The organism is Desulfoluna sp. CLI2B (assembly GCF_056847375.1).
The window spans coordinates 261,831-277,693 of the sequence record NZ_CP186557.1 but is presented as its reverse complement, the minus strand read 5'-3'; the positions used below and the strand labels follow the sequence as shown (position 1 = coordinate 277,693).

The following is a 15,863-nucleotide window of genomic DNA, read 5'->3' as shown; positions in this document are numbered from 1 at the left end:
TTTTCCTATCACCTGTTTTTCCTATCACTTGTTTTTCCTATCACCTATTTCCTGCCTCACCTCTCCCACCCCAACAGCACCCCGAAGGTCACCATCAGCACCCCGAAGGTCACCATCAGCACCCCGGTGATGCCGTCCATGATGCGGCGGACCTTCTCCTTCATCAGGATGGCCTTGGCGCGGTTCACCATGGCGGCAAGGCCCGTCTGCCACACCATGGCGATGGCAAAGTGCAGGCCGGCGAGCCCTAAGGCCTGTGCCAGGGCCGGACGGGCTGGGTCGATGAACTGGGGCAGAAAGGCCATGTAAAAGACAATGGGTTTGGGGTTTAAGACATTGGAGAGAAAGCCTTCCCGAAGGGAACGGCCCACGCGAAAGTCACCGAAGCCCGGAGGGATCTCGGCGCCTGTGTCCCCGTTCCCCTTGGCAACGGCAGACCGCAGGCTCACAATCCCCAGCCAGATAAGGTAAGCGGCCCCTGCGAGTTTGAGCAGCCCGAAGGCCATGGCAGAGTGCAGGAGAATCACCGAGATCCCCACGGCGGAAAAGGCGGCATGGACAAAAAGCCCCGAGCAAATGCCCAGGCTGGTAAAAAAGCCGTCCTTCACGGCGCCCCGGGTGGTGTTTCGGATCACCAGGAGGGTATCGACGCCCGGGGTGACGGTGAGCAGGGTGATGGCAATGGTATAGGCAACCAGGTTCTGTTCCATGGGGATCTCCTCAAATGAATTCAGATCAGGTGGCCATCATGGGCCAGAGCGGGACAACTGTCAATGGAGGGAAGATCCCCATAACAACACCGGCGGGCCCCAACAAAAAAAACGGACACATGAATCCATGCGCCCGTTCGGGTAAACGGGGCTTCAGCCCCAGGGCACCGTTGTGAACCGGGCCTTCTCACCGACTGTTGGAAGGCTGGGGGAAGGCCCGGAGAGAATTCTTGGCAAAATGTTCCCCGAGAGGATCAGAACCCCCAGCAGCAATCGGACCGGTTGTTGTTGTAAGCGCCGGTGGCACTTCGCCGCCGCTCGTTCTCCACCATCACGCCGGTCTGGTATGCCTTTACGCCTTCGTCATGGGGAAGGACCGCGTAACCACCGATCCAGGGCTGTTTTTCCGCCAGGACATCAAGCTCTTTCAGGGTTTGCTCCGCCTCCATGACCTGGTCGGTGTTTTCGGAGACATAATCCCGGGGGATATGCACCTTGTTGACAGCGACTCGCAGATCGCCGTTGCTCATCTCCTTGGCCTGGACCTTCATGACGTTCCCCTCACCGTTGGTGAAATAGCTGATGCCGTCCAGGCCCGACATCAATGCCTGGGTCCCCAGTTCATGGAGCTCGGTGCCGGGTTGGGCCACCGTGCCCTTGGTAAAGTCAAAAAGCCCTGCAACAGCAGGGCCGGAGGAGAAGCTGAACGCCACCATAACAACGGTCACGGTGACGATATGAAACGTTATGCCTTTGAAGGTACTCATATGATGATGCCTCTATCTTAGGATGTATCAAAGCCGGTAAAGCCCGGCCAAATGGTTTATTTCGCGATGCCCGGGGGCACCGATGCCTCTTGGGATAATGTGCGTCCGGTTGTCATGGGTTCCTGCACCACATACCGGGTTCGCGGTTGGGTTTTATGGGTAACGCCTGGGAAAGGTCAGCCGGGTCAAGGGATCATGGGAGGGGGGGATACGGAGTCGTGTGGAAGTCGTCATGCCGGGTACCAGCTGCGCTCCCTTCCTGCGGGTTGTTATTTCACGTTTTCACAACATCTTTCTCTGTTCAGCGGCAAGGGACTCCGGCCCATAAGAACGGAAACCGTGTTGCCTGTCCCTTTGATATTGGGGAGCTCCCATGGGGGGCTCCCCGGATCACCTGCAAGGCAGGGTCGACTTAGTTGTCGCGCTGGTGGTTCCTGTTGAACTCGTTTTCCACCATCACGCCGAGCTTATACGCCTTCACCCCTTCATCATGGGGCAGCACCGCGTACCCGCCGACCCAGGGCTGTTGTTCGGAGAGCGATGCCAGGCTGTTCCAGGTGCGCTCTGCCTCAAGGGTCTGATCATGGGTATCAGCGACATAATTTTGCGGGATGTGGACACGCCTGACAGCAACACGCAGGTCCCCGTTGGCCATCTCTTTGGCCCGGACCTCCACCACACGGCCCTCGCCGTTGGTGAAATAGCTGACACCGCCGAGCCCGCGATCAAGGGCCTCGGTGCCTAAAGCATGGAGGTCACTGCCCGGAGCGGCCACCCTGCCTTGGGTGAAGTCAAACAAACCGGCATGGGCCGGTGTCACGGCCATGACAAAGGCTGCAATCACGGCTGTAAAAAACACATGCACATAGGCTCTTTTCACGGTCTTCATAACGGATCCTCCCTTACTCTATACATACCGGTCAACACCGGCTGGATCGTCTTTTGGATAGAAACGCTGTATGGGTAAGAGGAGTTACACAAAGCGTGCCACGGCAGGTCTCGGGCCGCCATAAAAAAAGCGCCCCGCCGAATCGGGACATGCACGTGGGCTCAAGGCAAGGCACCCCGGCGCCCGGCACCGGGGTGGAGAATACTCTTCAAGGGCATGGGGATTATTCTTTACAGGGGGGCGTACCCGGATATGCCTTGAGAAACCAGTCAGGCCGAAGGGGTATCGTGTTGCAAGGCCATCTCAAAAAAGAGGTGGGGCATGCCGTGGTACTCGCCGTCCAGCTCCGGCTGCCTGGAAAAGCCAAAGGCGGTGAGGACATGGCCGGACCTGGCGTTTTCCGGGTCCGTAAGGGACACGATGCGGTCCGCCTTCAGCTGGTCCCGGGCAAACGCAATGCACATCCGACCGGCCTCTGGGCCAACGCCCTGCCCCCAGCTTTTCTTGCCGAGGATGGCACCCAGCTCAATGGCGTCCACCTCCGAAAGATACCGAAGTCCGCAGTAGCCCAGGGGTTCGTCGGTCTCTTTCCACGACACCACAAACATCCCGTAGCCGAACTCCCGCCAGTGGTCCATGAGCACCCAGAGGCGCTGAGCCGCCTCCTCTTCGGCAAGGGGGGCATTGTGGGGAGGAATAAAGCGCATCACGTCCGCATCACCGTAAAGGGCCACGAAAAAATCGCGGTCCGTAGGCCGGGGGGGACGAAGAGAGAGGCGATCACTGATAAGGGGGAATGAAAATGAAGTCATAGATTATGCCTTATACGTCGAGTAAAGGTGATTCCGGCATCAACACATCACCACTCACTTGCCATGGATTTCCAATAATGGCAATAGCCAGCAGGGCCATCAAAAGCAGGAAAACAGCAAGTCGCCTCACCCTTGCATGTCCAACGCATTTAGATTTTGTCTCCGATGTTCCTGTACGGGCCGACGGTTTAAGGCAAGCGACAACCAGGTCTACAGGGTTTCGAGATGGCCAACCTCCCCTGCAGGGACGCACTCCTGAAGGGGGCGGGTCTTCCAACGCCTGTGGATCCAGAACCACTGATCCGGATAGCGCCGCACCATCTCTTCGATGACACGGTTAAAGGCCTGGGTGTTTTCCACGAGGTCCTTCTCCGGGTCACCGGTCTTTAGCACGGGAACCTCCGGGCCGAACTCCGCCCGAAATTTGCCTTTTTCTCGTACCACAAAAAAAGAGATTACGGGCACGTCGGTGGCCATGGCAAAGAAGGCCAGGCCTTTATTCGCACTGGCCTTTCTCCCCAAAAAGTCCACAAAAACGCTTTGACGGGGTTTGCTGGCATTTTGATCAATAAGCAGCCCCACGAGATTTCCTTTAAAAAGCTCTTTCCGAATACCATAGACAGCCCTTCGCGTAGGGTACATACGGCATCCGAACTTTTGCCGAAGCTCCTTGGTGTATCGGTCCAAAGGCTTAAAATCTAGGGTTCGATACACTGCGGCGGACTGAAAACCGGAGGCCATAATAGCTGGGGCCGCAAGTTCCCAATTGCCGATATGAGCCATAACCAGCAAGACCCCTTTCCCTTTCTTATGGGCATTGATGACGTGGTTCAGACCGTAATAACGAAACCGATGGCAGATACTCTCCAATGGCCACCGGGTGCTCTGCCCCATTTCAAAAACAATACGAGCCGTGTTGACAAAATTCCGCTTGGCAAGTCCCGTAAGCGCTTTCTGGTCCATGGAATCACCGAAGACGTGGGTCAGGTTGTCCATGGCCACGGTTCGATGCCGTGTATCGTACTTAAACCAGGCATGTCCGACAAAATGAGCAAGCCGGTTGGCTCGTCGTGGGGGAATCAGCCCGATAAGGGTTATTAATGATTTGATAAGGTGGTAAGTCATGAACTCGATACGGCGTGAAAATTTCATACATCTTCCTTCGTACTGTAAATGGCAGCAAACCGAATGAACGGTGATCGATTCTGGCTGCACGACCTTTCAAACGATCATGTCACCGACGTTTGCCCGCATGAGCAACGTGGCAGCGGGGCGTGTACCTGCTGCTCCGGGGTGCGTTGCCATCTCTTCTGACAACGTATTAACCTGTGGGCTATCTTGCAGCCGCGCAATCACCGTTTTTTTCATCTTCGTCCCCGCGCTTCGTATTGATCGCCCTGCCCACCCCGGTCTCTTTCATTGCCCGCAGCGCAACCTTTGTGGTATGCTCGCAAAAGGTCGTAACATGAAAAGATACACCCGGTTTTACCCCGCCCCCCCCCCTCCACGGCCCGTCTTTGAAGACAGAAACACGAAAGAAGGGCCCCATGGACATCAAAACCGCATTTCCGAAAATCGTCGACAACATCCACGACGGCCTGTACATCGTGGACAAAGACCGCGCCATCACCTTCTGGAACAAAGCCGCAGAACGCATCACCGGATACGCCGCAGAGGAGGTCCTCGGCAAAAAATGCTCGGAGAATATCCTCACCCACCTGGACGGCAAGGGAAACAAGCTCTGCACCGGCCGGTGCCCCCTGGAAAAAACCATGGCCGACAAAAAGATGAGGGAAGCCGAACTCTTCCTGCACCACAAAAACGGCCACCGCATCCCGGTCTCGGTCCGGGTCAGCACCCTCAACGACCCCGACGGCAACGTGGTGGGGGGCATTGAGCTTTTCACGGACATCAGCTACCAGACCCTGACAGAGCAGCGAATCAAGGAGCTGGAAAGGCTGGCCCTCCTGGACATCCTCACCCAGCTTGCCAACCGCACCGGCATCCTCCGGGCCCTCCAGGGGGACTTGGAGGAACACAAGCGCTACGGCGTGCCCTTCGGCATCCTCTTCATGGACATCGACCACTTCAAAAGGGTCAACGACACCTACGGCCATGACGCCGGAGACAAGGTCCTGAAAGCCCTCGCAGATACCTTCGTGTCCAACTCACGGGCCTTTGACCTCTACGGGGGCGGTGGAGTAACGTTCATCGGCATCATCCTGCATCACGGCCGAGGCCCTGGAGTCCCTGGGCAACCGCCTCCGCACCCTCATTGCCAACGCCACGTGCATCCACAACGGCAAGGCCCTGCGGGTCACCATCTCCATGGGCGCCACCGTCGTGCGGCCCGACGACTCCATCGACAGCCTCATCAAACGGGCCGACACCCTCCTTTACGAAAGCAAGGCCGCCGGGAGAAACCGAACCTCCTTCCGCTAAGAAAACCCTCCGGTGGAGGCAAACTGAACCGTTACTCTGGGCCCAACACCAGAACGCGATCCTGGAACGTAAGCACCTCGACGTCTCTCAGGGTGTTGATGCCGTCTCGGTTTGGGACCCCATCCTCAACGCGGATGCTGAAGCCACTTCTCAGGCGAATGGTGTACTCAGCATAGTTTCCGCTGAACAACACGGTGTTTTCACCACGGTTGCCCGTGATGTCGTTGTTGTACCCGTTGACCCGCACGTTGCTGTTTTCGTCCCCAGTCAGGGTGACGTCTTTGAGGTAGCGGGCATGATGGGTATATGGAAGCTCGGGGTCGAACCGCAGGGAGAAGGTCCCTTCAAACCCGGGGTCGATGCGTGCGTTGTAGGTGAGGTAGGGGTGAAAAAAGGTGTTGTCCATAATGGACGCCCCCATGGGGTCGTTCTGTCGAAGGCCTTCCCGATCCTTTGCGCAGTAATGCCCGTACATGCCGCGGTCATTCCACGGCCAGGCGCCCCAGAGGCCGTACCAGCTGTCCACCACGGCGGCCAGGTACTCCTGGGAGAGGCTGTTTTCCAGGGTCCACTCGTCAACCACCTCCTCCGGCAGGTCACCCATCAGGCCGTTTTCCAGGGCATATTGCTGGGCCACACGAATTCTGGCCTGCAGCCCGGGCAAGACCCCCGGCAGGGTATGGGGTCCGTCCACGCCGATGCCGTAGTCATGGACAAGGTGAAGGATCTCTTCAAAGGTGGCGTCCCGGTGGTGCTCGTAATCCTGGTTCATGTACCACTCCCCGCCTTCCACCTGGATTTCATCCTGGTAAAGCGGTTGCCCCTCCAGCCTCACCGGAAACCACCGATCGTCGCTCCCGTTGAGCAGAAGCAACGCCGCGCCGTTGTCGGCCATTCGGTTCGCCACGGCAGATTTGTCCTCGCCGTAAAGGGACCCGGGGAAGTCTTTCAGGTAATGCTCCAGCACCCCTTTGGCCCGAAGCATTTGAAGGTCACTGATCTTGTCCTGGGCAAGGATATGAATGGGCTTTCCATTGGGCGCAACCACCTTGGTGTACTTGCAGAACACCCGTCTATACTCTGGTTCCATGGAGGCAGGCACAGCTCCGATGCCTGGTGCAGCCTCTTCGATGCACGCCCCTTTGCAGAGCGCGGGAGAGCTCCAGGCACTGCATGCGACGAGTGTGACAAAAAACAAAACAACCGCAGCTGTGTTTCCTTTATTTTTCATTCCGACTCCTTGTTGTGGTTTTTCTTTTCAGTTAACGCACGGTCGATTCCGCCGTGGCGGACGGGTCGCGTGTTTCCGGTAACCGTGGGGGTTGACTTCAAGGCGCAGTGTAGAGCCGGCAAGGGGGCACATTCTATGGAGATTGTGTGTAAAAATGTGTACAAATGTGAAGAAACAGGTTCCCATAAGGGAGGAGTGTTCCAATGACGGCAAAAACCCGTTGCCGCCACGGAAAAAACCATGGTACGACCAGACTCGTATCGTGATGTGTTTCCCCCGCCGCACCACCCGACACGGTCGGATACCGGGCGCCGAACCTCTCGGATTCCCAGTCTGAGAACTATCTTTTTCCGTTACACGCTGGAGTTGTTCACATGGAAAAGAAGATCCCCCTGCTGCTGGTTGAAGACGACAACCGCCTTGCCCCGATGATCAAAGAGTACCTTGATAAAAATGGATTTGATGTGACATGGGAACGGCGGGGAGATTGCGCGGAAAAAAGGCTGGCGGAGTGTTCGCCGAAGGTGGTTGTCCTGGATATCATGCTGCCGGGCCTGGACGGGTTTTCCATTTGCCGTGCCATCCGGCCCACATTTACCGGGCCCATTCTAATGCTCACGGCCAAGGGGGACGACATCGACCACGTGGTGGGCCTGGAGCTCGGGGCCGACGACTATGTGGCCAAGCCCATGACGCCCCGGGTGCTCCTTGCCCGGCTCACGGCCCTGCTACGGCGCACCCAGGCGGAAGCCGAGCCCCGACATGCCACGGACACCTTCACTTTCGGAAGCCTCGTCATCGACACCCGGGACCGAAACGCCTTCCTTTCAGGGACCCCCTTGAGCCTCACCACCAACGAGTTCAACCTGCTCACCCTCCTGGCCTCCAGGGCGGGCGAGGTGGTCAGCCGTGATGACATTTCAACAACAATTCGTGGTGTGGCCTACGACGGGCAGGATCGATCCGTGGATGTTCTTGTCTCGCGGGTCAGGAAAAAGGTGGGGGATGACCCCAAGCGCCCCAAACGAATCAAAACCGTCTGGGCGGCGGGGTACCTGCTTGTTACGACGGCGTGGGACGATCCTTCATAGATGGGGCCTGAACAGGCCAGGACAAACGAACCAGGGCACCGCCCAGGCGGGACTCGCCGATGGTCACGCGGCCCCTGTGGCGCTCGGCAATGCTGCGGACAATGGCAAGGCCCAGGCCGTGGTTTCCGGACTCCCTGTCCCTGCTCTCATCCAGTCGGATAAAGGGCACAAAGACATTTTCCCGGTGTTCCTCGGCAATGCCGCACCCGTCATCCTCCACGGTGAGGAAAAAGTCGTCCCCTGATCGTTCCAGAGACACCTCAACAGAGCTCTTGGCATACCGCATCGCATTGCCCACAAGGTTCCCCAGGGCCCGCCCCAAAAGGCGTTCTTCAGCCAGGGCCGTTGCCTGCTCCGGTTCCAGGAGGTCCTGGAAAGCCACATCCACCTCCGGCCTCACCACGGAAATCCCGGCTTGAAACGTCTCCAGCCACCGGGTCATGTTCACCTCTTGAAAATCAGGTTTTTCGCCCCCATGCTCCATGCGGGAAAAAGCGAGCAGCTCTTCCACCAGCCCGTCTAATTCTTCGATGCTGCACTGGATCTCTGCATTGAGTTTCTGCTTTGCCCCGGCATCGGTGGCTTCGTCCAGGAGCCCGAAGGCAAACTGGAGGCGCGCCAGGGGCGAGCGAAGCTCATGGGAGACGGCATCGGCCAGGTCGATACGGTAGGAAATCTCCCGCTGGACCTGTGCTGCCATGGCGTTGAACTCTTCTGCAAGGATATGCACGGCCGACCCCTTGGAAACCGCCACCCGGGCCGACAGGTCCCCTTTTTTGAACCGCTCGGCCACCCCGGTGAGGGCATCGAGGTCCCGCCACAGGGGCCGGGTCCAGAGAAAGGCCCCTGCGGCAATAAGGACCAGGAACATGCCAAGGACACAGTACACCGATACGTAATAGAGAAGGGCCTCCCCCTCGTCCAGGGAACCGAGGACAAGGTAACTCTTAACACCGGGGAGAGTGCACCAGGCAATGTCTGCCTCCTTGTCCACCCAGATCCCCCTGCGGGCCAGGCGGTCCACAGCCCCTTGTCCCCCGTCGGCGGGAGGAGCCTTGCTCAGCCGGACCGGAAACCCGAAAACCGGCCCGATGGCGGCAAGGGCCTCCTCGGCAGAAAGGGAGTCCTGTCGCTGAAATTCCCGGGAGATCAGAAACACGGTAAGGTCCGTGACCCGCTCGTCTTCACCTGTGTACCAGCTCGACCCGTCACGCCCCGGATCCACCAGAAGCACCTTGTCGCTCTTGCCAAGCCGCCGGTAAAAGGCGTCTTCCGAGTAATCACTCACGAGTTTACCGTCTCGCAGGCCCTGCTGTGCGTCGTCTTCCAGGCCCTTCACATCAGACAGGGGCACAATCGAGGCAAGCCTGCCGGACACCTCGCCAAAGGCCCTCACCAACTCCGGCCACCGGGAGGGGGGAACTTCCCGGAACTCACGAATGGCTTCATTACCCCTTTCATGATGAAGGCTTGTCGTTCTCTTTTTCAAGGGACTCAAGGTAGGGCAGCACAGCCAGAAACGACCCGATCCACACGGCCAGGACAAGCAGCAGCAAGAGGTATAATTTGATAAAGATCTTCTTCATGGCATGTTTTTTCTCTGATGACGGTTTGTCTTACATCATATCCGACTCTTCATCACCCGGTCGGCCTGCAAGGCTCTTGACCAGGCTGTCGTCTGCCTTGACCTTGTCCCCGGGTTCCAGGCCGGCGACGATCTCCACGTGGATGCCGTCGGAGAGGCCTGTGGTCACGGTGCGGTGTTCACAGACCAGGGGGTCTTCACCGGTGACGAGGTTCACGAAGGCCCCTTTCTCTTCAAAGGTCACCACCCCTTCATCGATCATGAGCACGTGCTTTCGCTCGGCCAGGACAATTTCTCCGGCCGCGCTGTAGCCCGATCGCAGCAATCCCTCATTGGGAAGGTCCAGGGTGGCCCGCAGGTCAAACTTCACCGCCCCGTTGGTCTGGGTGCCCTTGGGGGAGATGAACTCCGTGACCCCGGACAGGACCTTCTGGCGGTCCGCGCTCAGGGTCACGGCCACAGGCATGCCCGTCTTCACCTTTTCCACGTCGATTTCATCCACGGTTCCCTTGAAGATCATGTCCTTCATGTCCGCGATGACGGCGATGGTGGTGCCCTCGTTCATGGAGTTGCTCTCAATGACCGAGTCCCCCTGCTTCACCGGAACACTCAGGATCATCCCGTCGATGGTGGAGCGAATGAGGGTGTTGGAGGCGGTGTCCCTGTCCCCGGCCCGTCCCTCCAGAATAAGCTGGAGGTTCTCCCTGGCGGCCTTGAGCTCTGCCTGTGCCAGGTCGGCGGCAAGCTCGTGCTCGTCCATCTTGGACTCTGAGATGGAGGCGGACTGAAACAGCTCCCGGTTACGCCGAAGGGTATCCCGGCAGTTGGCGAGGTTAATGCGGGCCACCTCCACCCGGGAACGGGCCGCGCTCAACTGGATCATCTCAGGCACGATCTGGATGGTGGCGATGATCTCGCCCTTCTTCACGGACATGCCCGCCTCTTTTTCCAGGTTCTGGATGATGCCTGCCACCCGGGACTTGATGTTGATCTCCTTTCTCGGCTCAATGTGGCCCGTGATGAGGATCCTGTTGGAAATGTCCCCATAGGACGGCGAAACCGTCCCAAAAGTCTCCACCGGCCCGTGGGACTTGCCGTAGAGAAACACAAAGGTGCCGATAAACAGAGCGGCAACGGAAAGCACAGCAAGGCATGTCATTATTTTTTTCATCGTTTCATCACACTCCATAGTCGTGGCATCTTGCCCCACGAACCATCATGGGTCAGCTTAAAGCAGCCTCCGGCGGCAAGGTGTGCCACCTTGAAAGCAGGTTGCGAATGCGCTTTGCCCCTCATTCCTCGGGTCAAATCACATCCGCCTTTCAAACAAACGTCTAACGTAACTATTCGGTTGCCTCTGGCGGGTCGCTAATAGTATCGTGTAGATTTACATCCCCTCCGCCTCCCTTTGCCCCCTGGAGCGCCGCACTCCAGTGCGGCACGGGTAACGACGGACTAAAAGGCCGCTTCGGTCAATTTTTTACGGGCGCAGCCCGTAAGCAAATGAGACGGTCCTTTAGCCCGGATATTTCACGAGTCGAGTGCACCCATATTCAAGGCATCAGAGCTGCAGATGTAGTCTTTTACCTCAAGGCTCTGATAACGCAGAAGATGGGTGCACTCGGCTCGCCCGAAGGGTGAGAAAATCGACCAGAAAAAGACGAATGGCATTTTGCATTTTTCAAATATCTAAATTTCACCCACTAACCGCCTGTAATGATATTTTATTGATTTGGCTTGACCGTTTTCTCATGAAATATCCGGTCCAAGAACGAAGAGCCAGAGCATCCCGAAGACTCTTCGTCCTGGATGGCCTCCACAGGCTTGATGCGAACGGCCCGCTGGGCGGGCAGAAGACCTGCCAAAACATGCACCACCAGGACGGCAAGGGCACCCAGGGCCGCGTCCAGGCTGATGGAGGGGTTGAGGAACATACTCCCCTCTCCTCCGGCCGAGGCCTTTTTGAGCACGCGGTTGGCGGCCTCCAGAATCACCACCCCGGCAGACAGCCCAGCATACCCCGACACGCAGGTAAGCAGGGCCGACTCGCAGACAATCTGAAGCCGGACCTGAAGGGGGGTTGCGCCCAGGGCCCGCTTGATGCCGATCTCGCGGGTCCGCTCCCGGATCACCAGAAGCATGATGTTGCAGATCCCGATGACACCGGCAGCCAGGGTCCCTAAGCCCACGGCCCAGGAGAGGGCGGAGATCCCGAAAAAGAGGCTCGTCATTTTTCTGTACTGGCGCTCGATGTTCAGGTGGCCCACGGCCTGGGCATCGTCGGGGGCGATGCTGTGGCGCTCCTTGAGGATGGCGATGATGCGCTCCTCCAGGGTGGCCACGCTCACACCGTCGGCAGCGGTGACGCCCATGTAATGAATGTCGTCCCCCAAATTCAGGAGGCCGCCCAGGGTGGCAAAGGGCAGGTGAACAGTCCGACTCTTCTGGCGATCCTGGGCGGAGATGGGGGCCACCACCCCCACAACCCGGAAGTACCCGCCGAACACTTTCACCTTTTTTCCGAGGGGGTCTTCTCCGGGCAGGAAAAGCACCTCGGCCACCCGTTTGCCGATGACGCACACCTTCCGCTTGTCCCGAATGTCCAGGCCGTTGATGAACCGGCCCTTCAGGATCTTCATGGACTCGATGTCCCGCCAGCTCGGCACGTCCCCCACCACGGTAAAGGAAGCGGAACGGGCCCCCCGGGCCACATTCTTGGCCCCGCTGCCCGCGTGAAGGCGCGGTGCAATGCTTTTGAGCTCGGCCAATTTGTGCTTGAGCACGGCGACGTCCTGCAGGGTGATGTGCCACTCCCGGCCCCGGCTGTACCCGCCGCCGGGTTTCCCCGTGGGCTGGGACCAGAGATAGGCGCCGTTTTTGGCGTACCCGTCAAAATCCTTCATGGCCCCGTTTTTCAGGGCGTTTCCAGCACCGGTGAGGAGGGTGAGCATGAAAAGCCCCCAGAACACGCCAAAGGCCGTCAAAAACGTCCGGGTCTTGTTGCACCCAAGGGTGTGGAAAATCTCTTTCCAGTAATCCGCATCAAACATGGTCGTTACTCCCGCATGGCCTCAATGGGTTTCACAAGGGCCGCCCTTCGCGCCGGGAAAAAACCGGCCAGGACCCCGGCTGCAGACAGAAGCAGCAACGCCTTGACCGCAATGCCGAAGTCCACGGTGGGATTCAAAAACACGGTGAAATTGCCCAGGACGTCTGTGCTCTCGGCTGCCTTGGCGCTTGTCACCGCCATGATCCACTGCACCAGTTCCAGGGTGGCCACCCCTGCCACCAGGCCTGTGTACCCGGCCGCCACGGTGATGAGCACCGCCTCGGTCACCACCATGCCCACCACGGATGCGGGGGTGGCCCCCACGGCCTTGCGGATGCCGATCTCCCGGGTCCGCTCACGCACGGTGATCAGCATGATGTTGCTGATCCCCACGATACCGGCAATGAGGGTGCCGATGCCGGTGATCCAGAGAAACAGGCGAATGGCCGTAAAGAGCTTGCGGAACATGATGGACTCTTCCTGGCTGTTCATGGTCATGAGGGCGGCTTTGTCCGACGGGTCAAAGCGATGCTTGCCGGCCAGGGCAACCCGGGTGCCGGCTTCCATGAGGCGACTTTTTGCCAGGGGGGTCTCGCCGTCCACAAGATAGGTAAACCCCGTGATCTTCCGGTCGGTCTGAAAGAGGCGCTGTCCCGTGGCAAAGGGAATGTAGATCGTCCGGCTGCCGAAGCTGGAAAGGCGCTTGAAGACCCCCACCACGGTAAAGGGAATCCCCCCGATGAGAAGGGACTGCCCCACGGCCTCTGGATTTCCGAAGAGAGCCCGGGCGATTTCGTCGTCCACCACCGCTGTTTTGCGGGTCTCCTGCATATCCACGGAGTTCAGGTAGCGCCCCCGGATCATCTCCACACGGGTGATGTGCCGGTTCTCCGGGCAGACGGCCTCCACGTTGAAAAATCCGTACTCGCTGCCGTGGCGCACCGGGGTCTCCAGGTTCAGTTCAATGATCGGGGCCATGTGGCCGATGCCCTTGATGCGCCCGCGAACCAGCTCGGGGTCCTCCAGTTGAGAATATCCCCAGCCACCACCACCCCGTTGTGGTCCTTCTGGGTAAACCCGCCGTACACGGAGATGGCGTTCATGGCCTCACCCTTGAAGTTCTCCCGAAGGCCGTTTTCAAGGCCTGTGCCCGCCCCCAGCAGAACGATGAGGATAAAGATCCCCCAGGCCACGGAGAACCCCGTGAGAAGGGTCCTCAAACGATTCCTGTTCAGCACGCCGAAGACCTCCCGCCATCGGTCCGCGTCAAACATCTCCGCCCCCCTTGTGCTCCGGGGTGCCGGCCTCGATGCGTCCGTCCTTCAACCGGATCATGCGGTCCGTCATCTCCGCGATGTCGGGTTCATGGGTGATGATGACAATGGTCTTGCCCGTGGCGTTGATCTCCCGGAGCAGGGCCATCACCTCGTAGGAGGTGTCGGTGTCCAGGGCGCCGGTGGGCTCGTCCGCAAGGATCAGGGGCGGATCGGTGATAAGGGCCCGGGCAATGGCCACCCGCTGCTTCTGCCCGCCGGAGAGCTCTGCTGGAAGGTGACCGGCCCGGTCTGCCAGCCCCACGCGCGCCAACAGGGACCTGGCAAGACGATTTCTCTCGCGCCGTCGAACGCCCCGGTAGTACAAAGGCAGGGCCACGTTCTCTTCGGCTGTCTTGAAAGGAATAAGGTTAAAGGACTGGAATACGAAGCCCAGGTTTCGGTTGCGCAGGCGAGCGGCCCGGGTTTCATCCATGGCCCCCACGGCCATGCCGTTGAGGAGGTAAGAGCCGCTGTCATAGCTGTCCAGAAGCCCCAGGATGTTCAGAAGGGTGGACTTCCCCGATCCCGAGGACCCCATCACCGACACCATTTCCCCTTCACACACCGACAGGTCGATGCCCTTGAGCACATGGAGCCGCCCCTCTCCCAGGGGATATGTTTTATGCAGACCCTTGATCTCAATCATAGTCGAAGAACCTCTTGCCGCCGTCATAAAACAGGGGCGTTTCAACGGCCCGTTCCATCTCGGCCATGGCCCGATACATGGCATACCGCGCCTCGGCACGGCTGTTCTCCGCCTGGGTGAGCATCATGTTGGCATCCAGAAGGTCCGTGGGCGTGGCGCTCCTGGCTTTGACCATGGCCTCGGTGACGCGGTGGTTCTCCCGGGCCGAGGCCACTTCGCTGTGGGCGGCATCATAGCTTGCCACGGCGAGCCGGTAATCCTCCACCACCCGTTTCAAAGCGGTTTCAAGGGTCAACCGGGTGTCTGCAAGGGTCTCTTGAACCCGGGAGACCTCGGACCGGGCGCTTGCCAGGCGGCTCTTCCTGGCGGTGCCGTCGAAGAGGGTCCAGCTGAGATCGGCCCGCGCCACGGTATCGTCGTTGTGGCCGTAGGCCCTGCCGTCGGGCATGGCCGAGTCCCCGTAATGGGTCCACCCGGCCGACACGTCCAGGGAGGGCCACCAGCTGCCTTTGGCCGCCCGGGCATCATACCCCCTGGAGGTCAGCAAGGTGTCCAGGTATTTCAACTCACTGCGGTTGGCGTCCATCATGGCCGTCAGCTGCTCTAGGGCCGGTACCCCCGGGGTCTCCGCCGGAAAATCCGTCAAGGGCTCGGCGCCGGAAAGGGTAAGCCCCGTTACCTTTTCCAGGTCGAAGATCGCCACCCGTACTCGTCTTTGGGCTTCCAGGACCTTGCGATGGGCGGCCACGGCCCGGGACTCCACCTTAAGCACCTCGTTTTTCGGAAAGAGTCCCACTTTGTAGGACAACCGTGTGGTCTTGAGCTGTGACTGCAGGAGCGCCTCGGACTCTGTGGCCACGGCCCTCTTCTTCCGGGCGCTCAACACCTCGATGTAAGCATTGATCACCTTGAGCTTGTAGTCCTCCACCTGGCCGGTCTCCTGGAACTGACGTGCCTGATAGCCTGCCGCAGCCGACCGATAGGTGTTGAGGTCGGCCAGCCCGTTGAAGAGATTCCAGCTCACCGTCACCCCGGCCGACGAGCTGTCCCGCCCGTCACCGCCCGCCGACCGGTCTGTCCGGGAGTAGCCGTAGCGGGAGGTGACCTTCGGCATCAACGCCGCCTGGGCCGTGTCCCGTCTGTACTTGTCAATATCGGTTTCATGGGACGCCCCTTTCAGGGTGTGGCTGTTTTTCAGCCCCGCCTTTACGGCGTCCTGCAGGGTCAGGGCATAAAGAGGCCCTGAAACCCACAAACTCAGTAAAAAAACAACTGCACTGATCGCGCTTCTCATACCTAAGGTGTGCCTTCTGTGTGTCAGTCAA

General features: G+C 59.1%; 15 protein-coding genes. 2 read left to right on the top strand and 13 right to left on the bottom strand.

The annotated features are described in order from the left end of the window. Positions 1-56: 56 nt before the first annotated feature. The 5 genes from ACOYW2_RS01395 to ACOYW2_RS01375 all read right to left on the bottom strand — a co-directional run bounded on the left by ACOYW2_RS01395 (position 57) and on the right by ACOYW2_RS01375 (position 4,330). Positions 57-710 (bottom strand): LysE family translocator, encoded by a 654-nt coding sequence (locus tag ACOYW2_RS01395; RefSeq protein WP_482769127.1) that lies wholly within the window; start codon positions 708-710, stop codon positions 57-59. Between the two features lie 254 nt (positions 711-964). Then, on the bottom strand, positions 965-1,477 hold the full coding sequence (locus tag ACOYW2_RS01390; protein WP_482769126.1) for a hypothetical protein: 513 nt from the start codon (positions 1,475-1,477) through the stop codon (positions 965-967). 412 nt (positions 1,478-1,889) lie between these two features. After that, complete coding sequence (locus ACOYW2_RS01385) at positions 1,890-2,366, bottom strand: hypothetical protein (RefSeq protein ID WP_482421398.1); 477 nt, start codon at positions 2,364-2,366, stop codon at positions 1,890-1,892. Between the two features lie 269 nt (positions 2,367-2,635). Next, positions 2,636-3,178, bottom strand: coding sequence for a GNAT family N-acetyltransferase (locus tag ACOYW2_RS01380; RefSeq protein WP_482769125.1), 543 nt, complete (start codon positions 3,176-3,178; stop codon positions 2,636-2,638). Positions 3,179-3,388: 210 nt separating this feature from the next. Beyond that, positions 3,389-4,330, bottom strand: a complete 942-nt coding sequence (locus ACOYW2_RS01375) for a lysophospholipid acyltransferase family protein (RefSeq protein ID WP_482769124.1) — start codon at positions 4,328-4,330, stop codon at positions 3,389-3,391. A 395-nt stretch (positions 4,331-4,725) separates the two neighbouring features. Here ACOYW2_RS01375 and ACOYW2_RS01370 point away from each other — a divergent pair, with 395 nt between their 5' ends. Both ACOYW2_RS01370 and ACOYW2_RS01365 read left to right on the top strand, forming a co-directional pair. Further along, positions 4,726-5,796, top strand: a complete 1,071-nt coding sequence (locus ACOYW2_RS01370) for a sensor domain-containing diguanylate cyclase (protein WP_482769123.1) — start codon at positions 4,726-4,728, stop codon at positions 5,794-5,796. A gap of 1,429 nt (positions 5,797-7,225) precedes the next feature. After that, positions 7,226-7,942, top strand: coding sequence for a winged helix-turn-helix domain-containing protein (locus ACOYW2_RS01365; RefSeq protein ID WP_482414901.1), 717 nt, complete (start codon positions 7,226-7,228; stop codon positions 7,940-7,942). On the opposite strand, the gene ACOYW2_RS01360 is transcribed toward ACOYW2_RS01365, so the two are convergent. From ACOYW2_RS01360 to ACOYW2_RS01325, 8 genes are all read right to left on the bottom strand, one after another. Beyond that, complete coding sequence (locus ACOYW2_RS01360; protein ID WP_482770966.1) at positions 7,914-9,338, bottom strand: ATP-binding protein; 1,425 nt, start codon at positions 9,336-9,338, stop codon at positions 7,914-7,916. The genes ACOYW2_RS01365 and ACOYW2_RS01360 overlap by 29 nt on opposite strands. A 61-nt stretch (positions 9,339-9,399) precedes the next feature. Next, a complete protein-coding gene (locus tag ACOYW2_RS01355) occupies positions 9,400-9,528 on the bottom strand; it encodes a hypothetical protein (protein ID WP_482421393.1) in 129 nt (42 codons plus the stop codon). A gap of 30 nt (positions 9,529-9,558) precedes the next feature. Continuing rightward, positions 9,559-10,686, bottom strand: a complete 1,128-nt coding sequence (locus ACOYW2_RS01350) for an efflux RND transporter periplasmic adaptor subunit (protein WP_482414899.1) — start codon at positions 10,684-10,686, stop codon at positions 9,559-9,561. A 565-nt stretch (positions 10,687-11,251) separates the two neighbouring features. Further along, positions 11,252-12,577 carry an ABC transporter permease gene (locus tag ACOYW2_RS01345; protein WP_482769122.1) on the bottom strand — a complete coding sequence of 442 codons (1,326 nt, stop codon included), beginning with the start codon at positions 12,575-12,577 and terminating at the stop codon, positions 11,252-11,254. Positions 12,578-12,582: 5 nt separating this feature from the next. Further along, positions 12,583-13,602 (bottom strand): ABC transporter permease, encoded by a 1,020-nt coding sequence (locus ACOYW2_RS01340; protein ID WP_482770965.1) that lies wholly within the window; start codon positions 13,600-13,602, stop codon positions 12,583-12,585. Then, a complete protein-coding gene (locus ACOYW2_RS01335; RefSeq protein ID WP_482769121.1) occupies positions 13,533-13,850 on the bottom strand; it encodes an ABC transporter permease in 318 nt (105 codons plus the stop codon). The genes ACOYW2_RS01340 and ACOYW2_RS01335 overlap by 70 nt, the downstream gene beginning before the upstream one ends. Beyond that, on the bottom strand, positions 13,843-14,538 hold the full coding sequence (locus ACOYW2_RS01330; RefSeq protein ID WP_482769120.1) for an ABC transporter ATP-binding protein: 696 nt from the start codon (positions 14,536-14,538) through the stop codon (positions 13,843-13,845). Before ACOYW2_RS01330 ends, ACOYW2_RS01335 begins: the two co-directional genes overlap by 8 nt. Further along, complete coding sequence (locus ACOYW2_RS01325; RefSeq protein WP_482769119.1) at positions 14,531-15,832, bottom strand: TolC family protein; 1,302 nt, start codon at positions 15,830-15,832, stop codon at positions 14,531-14,533. The genes ACOYW2_RS01330 and ACOYW2_RS01325 overlap by 8 nt, the downstream gene beginning before the upstream one ends. Between the last annotated feature and the right edge of the window lie 31 nt (positions 15,833-15,863).